Annotated in this window: 11 protein-coding genes and 1 pseudogene; 6 read left to right on the forward strand and 6 right to left on the reverse strand. The window is 50.1% G+C overall.

Annotation, left to right across the window (positions count from 1 at the left end; translation table 11 throughout):
• Positions 1-201: 201 nt before the first annotated feature.
• The 3 genes from CBW22_RS13920 to CBW22_RS13930 form a co-directional block, all read right to left on the reverse strand.
• Entirely contained in the window at positions 202-1230 is a 1029-nt protein-coding gene (locus CBW22_RS13920) for a RepB family plasmid replication initiator protein (RefSeq protein WP_254919510.1), read from the reverse strand.
• A 1266-nt stretch (positions 1231-2496) separates the two neighbouring features.
• Positions 2497-3471, reverse strand: coding sequence for a ParB/RepB/Spo0J family partition protein (locus CBW22_RS13925; protein WP_088516988.1), 975 nt, complete (start codon positions 3469-3471; stop codon positions 2497-2499).
• A complete protein-coding gene (locus CBW22_RS13930) occupies positions 3468-4676 on the reverse strand; it encodes an AAA family ATPase (RefSeq protein WP_088516989.1) in 1209 nt (402 codons plus the stop codon). The genes CBW22_RS13925 and CBW22_RS13930 overlap by 4 nt, the downstream gene beginning before the upstream one ends.
• 990 nt (positions 4677-5666) lie before the next feature.
• Here CBW22_RS13930 and CBW22_RS13935 point away from each other — a divergent pair.
• Positions 5667-6485: a helix-turn-helix transcriptional regulator gene (locus CBW22_RS13935; protein ID WP_059012900.1), complete on the forward strand. Its 819-nt coding sequence runs from the start codon at positions 5667-5669 to the stop codon at positions 6483-6485.
• On the opposite strand, the gene CBW22_RS13940 is transcribed toward CBW22_RS13935, so the two are convergent.
• Positions 6456-7094 carry a LysE family translocator gene (locus CBW22_RS13940; RefSeq protein WP_088516990.1) on the reverse strand — a complete coding sequence of 213 codons (639 nt, stop codon included), beginning with the start codon at positions 7092-7094 and terminating at the stop codon, positions 6456-6458. The two genes, CBW22_RS13935 and CBW22_RS13940, sit on opposite strands and share 30 nt — an antisense overlap.
• The gene (locus tag CBW22_RS13945) at positions 7091-8392 is read right to left on the reverse strand and encodes a hypothetical protein (RefSeq protein ID WP_088516991.1); all 1302 of its coding nucleotides are present in this window, start codon (positions 8390-8392) and stop codon (positions 7091-7093) included. Before CBW22_RS13945 ends, CBW22_RS13940 begins: the two co-directional genes overlap by 4 nt.
• Positions 8393-8441: 49 nt before the next feature.
• Between CBW22_RS13945 and CBW22_RS26735 the strand changes: the two genes are divergently transcribed.
• The 3 genes from CBW22_RS26735 (at position 8442) to CBW22_RS13960 (ending at position 9777) form a co-directional block, all read left to right on the forward strand.
• On the forward strand, positions 8442-8885 hold the full coding sequence (locus CBW22_RS26735; RefSeq protein WP_254919511.1) for an AbrB/MazE/SpoVT family DNA-binding domain-containing protein: 444 nt from the start codon (positions 8442-8444) through the stop codon (positions 8883-8885).
• A gap of 236 nt (positions 8886-9121) precedes the next feature.
• Positions 9122-9481 (forward strand): type II toxin-antitoxin system RelE/ParE family toxin, encoded by a 360-nt coding sequence (locus CBW22_RS13955; RefSeq protein ID WP_088516993.1) that lies wholly within the window; start codon positions 9122-9124, stop codon positions 9479-9481.
• Positions 9478-9777 (forward strand): XRE family transcriptional regulator, encoded by a 300-nt coding sequence (locus CBW22_RS13960; protein WP_059012908.1) that lies wholly within the window; start codon positions 9478-9480, stop codon positions 9775-9777. Before CBW22_RS13955 ends, CBW22_RS13960 begins: the two co-directional genes overlap by 4 nt.
• A gap of 195 nt (positions 9778-9972) precedes the next feature.
• Here the strand turns inward: CBW22_RS13960 and umuC are convergent.
• A pseudogene (gene umuC, locus CBW22_RS13965) lies at positions 9973-11016 on the reverse strand (translesion error-prone DNA polymerase V subunit UmuC); the annotation flags it as partial.
• 780 nt (positions 11017-11796) lie between these two features.
• Between umuC and CBW22_RS13970 the strand changes: the two are divergent.
• Entirely contained in the window at positions 11797-12399 is a 603-nt protein-coding gene (locus CBW22_RS13970) for a DUF2913 family protein (RefSeq protein ID WP_088516995.1), read from the forward strand.
• Positions 12400-12622: 223 nt separating this feature from the next.
• On the forward strand, positions 12623-12743 hold a 121-nt coding region (locus tag CBW22_RS13975), incomplete at its 3' end, for a KTSC domain-containing protein (protein ID WP_254919512.1).

Below are 12743 nucleotides of genomic sequence, written 5' to 3' on the forward strand. Positions count from 1 at the left end.
GTGTGTAACCCCAACTCATCAGCGCACAGATATAAGCTATAAGGAGTAAAACGTGCCCTTTGAGCCGCAAACCTAAGCTGTAGTGAGTGGTCTATTTTTATAAAAACAAAAAAAAATCAGATAATTAGAAGAAGTCTGTGATTATAGACTCCTTAATTCTTTGCTCCCCAGAGAAGAGAGTAACTCATCACAGCTTATGTGTTACTGAGACTTAAAAATCTTCTCCAGATCCTGAAGGGAAATACCGAGTTTATCCAGAAGTTCAATCTTTTCCTGCAGTTGCGGATCGAGCGGCTCTTTTATTTTCGTTGCAGCCTTCGGTGCTTCCAGCTGCTCCGCCTTGGGCGCTCTGAGCTTTGGATAGCGATTGTGGACCTGGAAGTAGACGCTGCGTCCCTTCTGGACTTCGCTATAGTCCAGATAACCAATCTCTTTAAGCTGCTCCATTGCACGGCGCACTGTCTGGTTCTGCGAAAACACAGGAGAGCGCAGATTCAGCCTTTCGCGAAGGCGCGCCAAGGAGATAGGGGCCGGGTTTTTGGGAAGGCTTTCAATGTAGGTATAGAGCGCCTGAGCGGACTCACGGCGTTTAAGCGCGTTGATCGCCTTGAGCTGCAGTAACACCTTATGATCAAACTCATAGAGCTCGAAAAGCTTCGGGTCAGCCTGCAGAATAACAATGTCTTTTTTGGTATCGTAAAAAGCAGACTGGACCAGATGCGTGATGTATTCTTTTGCGTCGTCGCCGCTTTTTGAAGAGAAAGAGATGGTGGTGCTTGCAATACGCTTCAGAGACGGGCTGATACGCTCTCTGAGCTGCTTTGAGGAGCGGCTTGAGGGAATGCCGCAGAGCTTGGCAAACTCTACAAATGAGAGCTGTACCTTGTCCCCAATGACCTTATCTTTGTGCTTTGCAAAGGAATGGATGATCCCGACCCAAGTCTTGAAATCGTTATCCATATCCAGGCGTGGGCCGACTATCTCAACCTTTTCATAACCTTCCGCTTTTGCAAGGGACAGACGCGTTAACTCCTCGGTCGCATCAGTTGTTGAAGAGGTGTTTTTCTTGCTGTTTTTTAACGACTTAAGCGTAGGGACAAATACGCCCAGGCGCATCAGAGCCACCGGCTGCACAGTATTATTGGCATTCGGCGTCAGGGTTACGATTTCCCCGGATTTCGTGTCTTTTTCTTCAAAAAGCTTTGTTAAGTCAAGATTGTCGCTGGCCACAAGCATTCCTGCACACGTTTCAGAGGATCGATGAGCATGATCAACCGATCCGGATTGTGAATTGTTAGATAACAACTCGCCAGTGATCGAAGTAACCCTCTGATAGGCAATCAGATTAGTTATCCACAATCAAAACGGGAAAATTAGCGATAAACTCACTATAGCTTATGTGTTTTCCTAATTACAGCTTATATTTTACTTTCTATAGCTTATTGTGATCTCTGTATAGCTTATATTTTACTTGCTATAGCTTATGTGGACCCCTCTTCAGGCCAGAGCTGGTGCGGGCTGCAGCGATCGGGGATCTCTTTGGGATCTATAAAGGATCTCATTAGGATCAATTTATTGGGATCTATCGCGTGGATAAGTGGATAACTATCAGGCCTCCATGCTTAACAGATATATCCGCGCCATCATAAACGGGTCATTTACAGCCGATCTCTGCTGCAGATAAACCGTCGCTGTAGACCGCTCTTAACCAGCCTGCATTCATGTATCGATGAAAACCTTGAAGTGCTATGGGGTATCACCTTCACTCTATGAGAAGAAAAGTTATAAGACCTCTCTGAAATCGTCTGAGAGGTGTTTCGTGCTCACACCAGTTGGTCAGACATTCCCTTTTAAGCGATTACTCAGCAGTAATGTCACAGAAGGAAGATCCAAAATTATGCTCGGATATAAAAATCCTAGTCGTTTTGAACTGCCAAATGGTATGTCAGAATGCTCTTAATTATCATTTAACTATTTGTTATTAAATAATTTATTTTAATAGGCTTTTTTGTATGCTTTTTGTACAGACCAATAAGATATAGAAAGCAACGTTATGAGAACGGCCACCAAAACGATCGGAGAAGATTTTTCCATCAAATTGTACGCTGAGACGCTACAAATATGCCTTCTCCTATTGGTCAAGCCGTGGACAAAGAACAACGGTTCCCGCTAACAGACCATATGGCGTCTTGATTGGTGTGACGCCATCAAAGTGGTCATTGTGAGTCTACTTATCACTTCTGCATGTTTGATCGATGATTCTCTATAAGCTTAACATTGAGGATTCAGTGGCCAAACCGATTGAGTAGTTAACTCAGCTGTGAACGCCAGACCGTGCAGAAACATGATATTCAGGGATGGGAATTTCAGACTGAAATTTTCCCATATTGGTCTGTTATAACAGCAGGTTAGAAAGGGTTTTTAATGGGGAATTTAATATAAAAAGAGGGGGTACTCATTGAAGTAACTCCCCTTCTCTTCACGCTGGATTGAAAATTATTTTGCGAGCATTTTTTCAATAACAGCTTTCACAGCATCATCCAGCTCTGCCTGCCAGGCCGCAGGAAGACGCGAAAACTCATAAGTCACAAGGCGCTTCTCGGCATCCGTTTTTTTTCGCGCAAACTGCTTTTTATCGCTGAATTCCGCTATTTTTTCGGTCACCACTTTTTTTGCATCACGTGCGGACTTAGGTTCGGCACTGGCTGCGCGAAAGTAACCAATAATCTTTGCCTTAACAGCCGGATCATCGTTTTCATTGAGCACATCTTGCGCGATACGTTCGCGAACGCCCTCTGCCAGTTCCTGGACACTGATTTGCCTGCTCGCCGCCTTCTCAGCAATATCGAGTAAGGTTTTATAGTCGTTAATAGAAAGCTCGCCGACGGAGGGAAAGACCGCAATCATTTCATCTGGTACCGACGCCGCCTGAAAAGCACGCGTGACTTTTGCCGGAGACAACCCTTCCGCTGCAGCAATATCAGACTGATTCATATGCTCCGGGTACATCAACTTCAGGCGATTACCCAGTTCACGCAAGGTGTGCTCTTTTGCCGTCTGAATGTCGATGGCCAGCTGGCGGGCGTCTGAAAGTGAAAGCTCGTCTTTCGTCACTAACACTTCAAATGGCATACCACTGTAAAGACATGCGGCCCTGCGGCGTGAACCGTCAAGGACTTCAATACGCCCGTCTACCTCACGGCCAATAGCTGGAAAGAATTGCTGCAGTTTAATGGTGCGTGAAATGTCGCTGACGGATTCTTCAGTTAAAAAGGCCTGATCGCGGCCGTTAATCGAGGCATCCACGTAAGTCTGCGTCTCGATGTCATCATGCAGAATCTTCGTTAGCGTAAACCGCGCAGTGGCACCGGATTTAAGAGTAAAAGTGCGGGCACTTTCCGTTTCGCTCAGCATTTTGCTGAAGCTGGAGTTACCCAGGGTACGTCCCATTTTCTTCAGTTCTTTCATTATTGCATCCCTCTAACAAACTCAATCCGTTTAAACACGGCCTGAGTAAAGCGTTCGGCTTCACGTTTGGCATTTTTGAGCGCTTCTGAACTGCCCGGATAAGACTGTGGATCAGCACTGACAATGGTGTCGAACGTTTCTCCGCAGCGCTCAAACCCATCCAGTCGGGGAAGCGTGGCGTCCAAGATGTAAGACGTAAACACGTCCCGTGCGAGACCATGAGTCATCTCATGATCGCGTTTCGACGTCATTTTAGACATGAAGCCGATATTTCCTTTTATACGCGGTGTAATCCCCTCCTCTTCCAGTTGTTCCAGCATATCGGGTAAGCGGGTGAGATATTTCAGGGTTGAGTGGAAATCCACTTGCGCGGGCGGCGTTGGCGTGAGAAGCAGATCGCTTGCCGCAATGGCATTAAGCATGAATGCGTCAAGGTGAGGACCGGTGTCGACAAAGATGAAATCATAGTCGCTTCCCACCCTGTCGATAATGTTTCGACGCAGGACTTCAGAAGGCAACACACCGGGCAGATGTTCCTGAACCAGGCGATCCCACTGGCTGGCCACAAATCCATCATCAATGGAAGCCTGGATAATATCCACACCCGGAATGATGGTTGGCTTGATGATTTGTTCTCTGAGCTGTTGCGCATCAAGATCATTCAGCATGGCCTGAGCGGCGGTTTCGACAATCGACCCGATGCTGTTAGCCTGGTTAAGGAACATGGTGCTGGATGCCTGAGGATCCAGATCGATAACCAGATTGCGCAAATCATACTGCAGTAAGTCAGGGTGAACGCGTAATCCATGAGCAAGCGTCACCGTACTGACCGTTTTGGACACCCCACCCTTGAGGTTCACAACGAATATCACAAACGGGCCTTCGCCCTTATGGATGTCACGGTATTTAGGCACTTTCCGGTGAGCGTAGATATCAACAACGTCCTGAACAGTCAGCGCGTAATGTTTCGCATTGCCGGCATCCTTTTTGCCAAATACATGCCCTTTGGATTCCATTTCTTCAATGGCCTGCTCAACAGCGCGGCGGCTGAGTTTAGGCAGGTTGGCCACGGCATTACGCGTGAACGTCTGATAGAACTGATCGAGACCGAATTCCTGCCGCTTATCGATAATGTCATCACTCATGCTGCGCAACATAGCATTCGCTCTGCGCGCAGTTTCATCTACTCCACCGTAGTTACTTTTCATCATCCGCTCCGCTGACAATTATTTTGCCAGTGTACATTTATGAATGCTTTGTGCAATATTTTTCTGTTTTTAGTGAAAAGTTGTACTGTCGGGTTGCGTGGATTTATTGTCACTTATTCTGCTTTTACAGGGGCTCAGGTAACATGCAGCGGGTGGAATGCCGCAAGCGCCCTGCCCTTTGCCTGCCTTAAATCTGACGTAAATAAGTCTGAAATAATAATGAAATTCCCATGCGGATTTCAATGTTAAGTTGTTGATTTAAAATATTTTTATTTATTTATTTCAATGTGAAATTCCCAGCCGATTTACTGCCTACGCACGGTTTAATTAGGATTTTAACGCGATTGTCAGATGCGTAGACACTCGCGGTTATAAGGCCACTATGGGCAAGCATTATGGGCAGTGAAAGGTAGTCTGGCGCTGATTCACCGCCAACAGGTTTCTGATTCCAGCATTCAAACCCGGGTTTGTAGAATTCGTAAAAGAGGGAATGCTGTTTAGGACTTGATCCATCGTAGTGGCCTGATTAATCGCATCGAAGATAATCTGCAAGTGCCAGATTAATAAGTATATCCATAGACACTGATTTTAAGGGGGGCTCGCTGAGGCGACCGCCCCGCCACTGTTGCCGCTGACTTCACAGCAGAGCCTGTAATCATATTGGCAATCAGGGTGTCACACAGTAAAGGAGAGAGTGATTGCCGTCAGGCTGCAGAAGAAGGCCTTGGAATAGCGCCTTTGAATTCACCCGTCACTTGCCAAATGCACCACTGAAAGTAGGGCTTCGCCCTGCCCTCTTTTATACAGGCAAAGGGATAGAAAGATTGAAAGTAATAATATCGACTCAGCTATCCTCTGAAAGGAGGACAGTCAGCTTCAGAGAAGTTCAGGCATCTTAATAGCTTTGTTGCGGACAGTTGAAAAAAATGGCAGGGAGTGGTTTAGTAAACGTTAATAATCATTCACCTTCACTGCATAAGGCCCGTAAATTTGTCGCTACAGTCTGCAGAGTGGTTCAGCCGCAATGGCGTGGAATGCTCACGCGTCAGTGCCTGTAATGCTGGCTTCCCAAAACATCTTCATGATGAATATGTCATCAGCGCCAACCTGACGGGGGTAGAGGAAATCTGGCTGGCAGGTAAAACCGCATACGTTAAAAGTGGGCAGGTGACTTTATATAATCCGGGGACCATTCAGGCGTCGCGTTTTGACAGTCAGTCCGTTGATTTTATCAGCGTGCACATGCCCCAAAGCGTCATGAAGCTTCTGGCTGATGAGGACAATATATGCAGCGACAGCCAGGCGCCAGTTCTACGAGAAGGCATTATCGAAAATAGGCGGCTGTTTAATGCGCTGTACCGGTTTGCAGCTTCCGCGCGCGAAGGTGAAGGGGCAAATGAAGAGCAGGAGCTGATGTTGCTGTGCGGCGAACTACTGGAGAGCCCGGCATTACTGCAGGGCAATGATGAACAGAGAATTAACGTTGTGATTGAATACCTGAGAGAAAATCTCAGCGTAAAACCCCAGCTTGCTAGGCTTGCGCAAATGGCGGGGCTGAGTAAATATCACCTTGTGCGTTTTTTTACCCGGCATACAGGTATGCCGCCCCTGCAGTACCACATGCAGCTTCGCCTGCATCATGCTCGTGACTTACTTCGCAGAAACGTTCATCCACTTGATGCAGCAATAATGCTGGGTTTTTACGATCAGAGTCATTTCATTAATGCCTTTCGCAAAGTAATGGGGACGACGCCCCATCACTATGCTTCGCAGGTCTGTTCAGGCTACCATAAATTCCCGGTATCCTGACACAATGACATAGAGCGCAAAATAGCTGAAGATAAGGGCCGAGGCGATGTAGGAATATTTAAGCAGCCGCTGACCAAGCATTCTGCCGCCGAAGCTCCCGACAAGGCAAAGCACGCATGTCCAGAACATACCTGCAATAAAGAACCCGCTCAGAAACCACGATGTGCCAGTCAGGCTATGATGGCCCATCCGGGAAATCAGCGCACCGCCCACGGTGGCAAACCACAAGATGGCTGTGGGCGAGGACATGGCTAGCACAACACCCCGCCCGAACTCCCGCAGGAGCGGGCGAGCCTGATGAGATTCGTTTACATTAAGTTCTGCTGCCTTTCGGTATGCAGCCACCAGCATTTTACCGGCGAACCATAACAGCAGGGCTCCACCGCCTATCCATAGCACCCAGCGAACCACTTCATACTGAAGCAGTACTGCCATTCCTGCTAGCGCCAGTAGTGCATAGGCTAGGTCACCGACGCAGGTACCCATACCCAGCCAGAATCCATGGAAATACCCTCGCTGCATGGCAAGGGTAATCATTGCGATATTGGCAATGCCGATATCGAGACACAGCGATAAACTTAGCAAAAATCCGTTTGAGAATTCGATCATAATATAAAACCTTTAATCTTCTGGTCGTATTCAATCATGTCGACCGTTTTGCCAAGCCGATTGACCAGCATTGCAGCTTCTTCACGCTGATGATGCGGTGAATAACGTTGAAGGAACTCCACGGCTTTTCCTGTATCGCCCTGAAGAACAGAGTGAGTCATCGCACTGGCCAGCGCGGTTAAAGCAGGTTTAACCCTGGCAACATCTACTTCATAATGGGTTCCATTCCAGTACAGGCACTGATGTTCCGTCAGCCATTTAAGCTGAATATACGCTGCACCGGCATCGGGATAGTCGCAGGGACCACGACGCAGATACCGAAGCATCTCCAGCATAAATACTCTCAACTGGTGCGTTTCATCCAACTGCAATGCCTGACGGGAATCCTCAGTCAGGCACATCAGAAGGCCAAACACGTCAGCCAGCGCCTCCTGAATGACCATGGACCCCCACCGGTCCTGCTTGCTCAGGCTGCCGAACCTCATTTTTTCAATGACAATGGAATGTCCCAAATCGTGACCTCTGAACCACGCAATCAAGTGACGGGCACAGATGCTGCTTTCCGGAATAACATTCTGTTGCCAGCCGAGTAGAGAAGCCTGGGTTCGGGCGAAACGTTCGAACAGATTGATATACGTATTTGCAAACACGATGGTGCGTTTTTGAGGCGCGTACTTGACGCCCTCGTCTTCAGGGAAGAAATAAGCAAAGTGTTTTGGATAGCTGTTGGCTTCGCCGGCAATCGCAAACAGGTCAACGATTTTGTAACGGCAGCCGGGCAGGGCAATCAGCCGCTCATCAATTTGGCGCTGCAGCCAGGCCAGGTTATCTGAAAAAAGTTCGTCCACCACATCGGAAACTTCCTGCAGTCCGCGATTGGGTAATCCAAACCATGCGGAATAATGCTGTGCCCTGGATTTTCCCACCCATGTCGACATATAACCAATACCCTGCACCAGCTCCTGTTCATCAAGACCGGCTATCTGCGGGAGCAGTTCGCCTGCGGTAAGGGGATCTGAAAGAACATCAGCGCGCAGTTGCAATGCTTTTCGGGTGTCCGGGTCAGTAAATTCCCGGGCGAGCTTAAAACAGATAATGCTGAGCTTTTCTTCAACGGACTGAAGCAATGTGGTGCCGGTTCGCGTGGCAACTGGATGGATATGATTTGCCGCATCGGCAAGCCGAGTAGCCTGATGGATAAGATCCAGCACAGCCGGAGAAAGTGAGTCTGGCAGAGGAATATTCATCATATGAATGTGATATGAATCAGCAGCAGGCCAGAATGGGGTCGTAAACATGAAATTCCCTTCCATAATGATTAACGAGACACTCACTTAACCAGTCCGCATGTTTTCGGTATTGGAAAGAATTGCGCTGTATCCTCAGATCAATTTAACGGGCAGGCATTCAGACAATAACAGTGTCTTGTTACTACTGAGAATGGACCTTATTAACCTCAAATTGAAGTCAGATATCGCCTGTCCGGCGGCGAATGCTTTTTCTTACATGAGAAGGGGAGGAAATATGTCAGACCTGACATTACGTCAGCAGAACGGTATTTTATTCATCATGGTTCCGAATGATGTGGCTGACCGGGCCGGCTGGACACCTGGCATTCGGTTTAACGTCACCGTCGAGGGTGAGATAGTGTCACTGACACCTGCTTCGCGCCTGCCCCGCGGCCGTAAAACGCTGGCGCATCTGCTGTCCGGTATTGATCAGAGTGAGTTCAGCTATCTTAACGAAGAAAGTCACGACGGACTTAATGACGCGCCGCAGGGCAAAGAATGAATCTGAGGGTTCTGCGTGCAGGACATACATGGTGTTTAGCAGGCCGGGGCCTGACGCTTACCCTGAGCGCATTCAGTCGGCCTGATGCCCGACGTATTGCATTTATACGGCCTGCCGCCTGCTCGGGAATGAAAGCTTGGCTATAAACTATTTTGCTATGGTAGACAGAAGGCGGTATTGAAAAAATAGACTATGATATATATGATGTATAGACTGTAATATATAAAGGTGGAAATGTGTGGCTCGTTGAAACCACGGATTTATTCGCGGTATGGCTCAAAGAGCAGGACAGGGCGATGCAGCTGGATGTGCTTGCCGCACTGAACCTTCTGAAGCAGGAAGGTCCGCATCTTGGTCGGCCCCATGTGGATACGCTTTACGGCTCAAAAATCCCGAACATGAAAGAACTGAGGGTGCAGAGCAACGGGCGGCCCGTAAGAGGGTTCTTTGTGTTTGATCCTATGCGTAAAGCCATTGTCCTATGTGCGGGTAATAAAGAAGGCGCAGATGAAAAGCGCTTCTACAAGACCATGATTAAAACAGCGGAAAATGAGTACCACCGACATCTGGACCGACTGAAACGGAGCGGGAAATGAAAACGCTTGATGACCTGATGGCTGATCTGACACCTGAAGAACTCACTCAGGTACATGAAAAAGTCGCGGCAATGCGACTTGATTCTCAGCTGTATAAACTGCGTGAGGCGTTGTCGAAAACACAAAAGCAGCAGGCTGAAGCCATGGGTATTGCACAGCCTTCCGTAGCGGCTATTGAAGGGCGCGGTGAAGATCTGAAAATTGCCACGCTCAAACGTTATGTTGAAGCCCTTGGCGGTCAGCTGACGATTGGAGTTAATATGCCTGGCGGCGAGCACGTCGATTTTACCCTCTGACTGATGCTGATATCTGGAAGGTGCGTTAGCGGAAATACGCCTGACGCATTTTTTCGACAAGTGCCGGTGAGCGCTGACCCTGATAGTAACGCAAATCAAGGGTGTTATGCCCGGCTTCAGAGCCTGTTCGGTAGAAAATTTGCCATACAGGCCTCTCTGAAAAGAAAACAGGAGATATTCCGTTTGCTTGCCCGGCTATAATACGCGGGCAACTGAAATGTCATCCCAGCGCGTGGTCCATGCCGGCGAAAGCATCTCGCGTTTCATCTGCCACTCATTGCTGACACCCTGACGGGCAAACCACATGTGCCCCAGCCCGGACTGATTAATGCCGTCCAGCACCTTCATCAGCTGCGCGCTGTTTGCCTGCGGCTTATCCTCATCAAACAGGTTCAGCTGACTGACGCCGTTGGGCGTGAAGTCATCGAGCATTATGCCGGCCTTCGTATAGCGCCGCCCTTCAAGCCAGATGCGGTCGAGCGATCGCATCGCCACCCCGATCACGTCCCGCGTATCCTGCGTGGGTAGGGTGAGGTTCTCGCCGGCGCTGTTGCCGTAAAAGACTTCTCCCTGCGCATGCGGCGAGGTCCGGATAAAAACGCTGATGCGCCGGCAGAACTGGCGCTCATTTCTCAGCTTCTCCGCCGCCCGGGTGGCGTACTGACACAGCGCTTCCTGCATGGCCACTTTTGTCGTGATGCGCTCCCCTAAGGAGCGGCTGAAGACGATCTGCTGTTTCGCCGGCGCAAACCCTTCGAGGGGAATGCACGATTCCCCGTTGAGCTCTCGCACGGTGCGCTCGAGTACCACGCTGAAGTTTTTTCGGATGAGGGCAGGGGGCATGCGCGCCAGCTGAAGAGCGTTTTCAATGCCCATCAGGTTGAGTCTTTTGCAGATGCGTCGGCCAACCCCCCATATCTCCGCTACGGGCTGGTTTTCCAGCAGCGTTGCGGTGCGCTTCAGATTGCGCGGCGTAAGCGCCAGCACACCGTGGAACTGCGGCCACTCCTTGCTGGCCCACTGCGCCGACTTAGCCAGGGTTTTGGTCGGCCCCATGCCCACGCCGACGGTCAGGCCGGTCGTGGCCAGCACGTGCGCGCGCAGGCGCCGGCCGAAGTGTTCAAAGTCCTCACAGCCATCAATGCCGGTTAAATCAAGGAACATCACGTCAAAAGAGTACTGCTCGACCTTCGGCGTCATTTCCTCCAGGGCCATCATGATCCTGCTCGACAATGAGTGATTTATGTGGAATGGAAAATCTACAGGATTAGTTTGGATTGGAATGGCTGCTATGAGCGAGAAGCGGACATTTACATATTTGTTCCAGTGGCCAAATTTGGTGAACTACTACATACTCAAATCTCCCACATTGCAGGAGATTTGAGTATGGTTGTCCCTTATGCGCGAGAAGCTGACGTAGTGATATAAAAAAACCTGCTTTATGAGGTTAAAATAATTATTTCAACACACCGTTAACCCTCCTTCCTGTGATATCAGAGTCTGAAATCCATTTCCCACTCAGAGAAGTGCCAGGCTACAGGAATATTTTTCTTTAACAATCACTCAAAATAAATCAAACAATACTACAACCTTCATTGACCTTAAATTATCGTTGACGGGCGGCTGGTCACAGGACAGAACCCATTTTCAGCGAAGCTGACAGCCATGCGAGTGGTGTCGCTTCTTAATCCCTGGTACCGGAGCTGAGATGGCTGGACAGGGATTCAGGGTTCTCAATCTCTCTACAAAAAACAGGCTTAGCGTAGGATATTTTCCGTTTTCCAAGTGGCCCCCTATTTAATTTAATCAACCCGGTCCCTGCAACCTGGACCGCTCTCATTACGCCTGCTCCCGCCCTGATTTGCGGGACTGAACACCTGCGGAGCCAGCCGGATAAAGTCAGGCCGTGCTGCTGAACCTCCTGCCGGCTCCGCCGGGTTTTCTCAGGCCTGATGATGTCATAAAATGCCGTATTTCAGGGCCACTTTTTCATGTGGTCCGGCATGAAGGATGCGGCTTATGAATAACGACAACCTGAACGTCAGTCACCTGGCGTGGTGCGGCCTGATTGCGCTGCATACCGCCCGCCGCGACGGGCTCGTGACTTCACCCGCACAGGACAACCTGTTTCTGACCCGCTGGCTGGCCACCGCCGAAAAACAGCGTCGCTTTCCACGGGCGCTGGCGAGTGACATCAGCTGGCTGCTGAAGGAGGGGCGGGAGAAGGGCCTGCGCGCCGACCTGCCCGGCAAACTGGAATACCTGTGGCGCGCCGGAAACGGCCACCTGCAGGCGCAGAACGACCTGTTCCGGCTCCAGCACGCCCTGCACGCCGTGAAGCTCACCGGCTGGATTTATATGGTGCTGTCAGAAAACGAATGGAGCGGCCGCCGCCAGCTGCGGCTCAGCTCCTCCGTTTCCGGTGTTTATCTCAGGCGCAGCGCACTGGAAACCGGCTTTGATGAGCACGGACGGCTGCGCAGTCCCCTGCCTGTGCGCATCACCGGCGACCTGGCTGCGCTGGATAAGCTGCTGCAGCGTTCGGGCTGGCGCCGGGGAGCGGCCGGAGGTTCTGATGAACATCAGCATCTTCTCCTCGCGGACGGATTCAGTGCAGCGTGAAGGCAGGACGGAAAGTTGACGAACTTCTCAGACTACTGTGAATCTCCGCTCCGGCTCAGGTTTCACGGCGCGGCGACCGGTAACAACACCCACGTAATCTGAATAATGAATCGTCTGATTTTACTCCCTGAACGGGGGAGCTGCCGGGCGGCACCCCACTTTTTCGGACGGCGGCCACGTGAGCGATGGCCCTGACAGGAACCACACTATGAACAGGCATGAAATGACGTCTCAGCTGTTTCGCAGCGCGGGCTACGATCCGACCACCGGCGTGCTGGAACTGGAGTACCGGAACGGCGCGTGCCGGCGCTGGCTCGCGGTGCCGGCAAAGGTGTACCAGGCCT

Origin of the sequence: Pantoea sp. VS1 (genome assembly GCF_002207995.1) — a bacterium.
Taxonomy (GTDB): Bacteria; Pseudomonadota; Gammaproteobacteria; order Enterobacterales; family Enterobacteriaceae; genus Pantoea; species Pantoea dispersa.

What these genes read in the sequence shown, in the direction of transcription:
- CBW22_RS13930 (WP_088516989.1), bottom strand. Translation starts at nt 4,676, where the DNA reads ATGAAAAGTAACTACGGTGGAGTAGATGAAACTGCGCGCAGAGCGAAT.
- CBW22_RS13940 (WP_088516990.1), bottom strand. Translation starts at nt 7,094, where the DNA reads ATGATCGAATTCTCAAACGGATTTTTGCTAAGTTTATCGCTGTGTCTC.
- CBW22_RS13945 (WP_088516991.1), bottom strand. Translation starts at nt 8,392, where the DNA reads ATGTTTACGACCCCATTCTGGCCTGCTGCTGATTCATATCACATTCAT.
- CBW22_RS26735 (WP_254919511.1), top strand. Translation starts at nt 8,442, where the DNA reads ATGTTTTCGGTATTGGAAAGAATTGCGCTGTATCCTCAGATCAATTTA.
- CBW22_RS13960 (WP_059012908.1), top strand. Translation starts at nt 9,478, where the DNA reads ATGAAAACGCTTGATGACCTGATGGCTGATCTGACACCTGAAGAACTC.
- CBW22_RS13970 (WP_088516995.1), top strand. Translation starts at nt 11,797, where the DNA reads ATGAATAACGACAACCTGAACGTCAGTCACCTGGCGTGGTGCGGCCTG.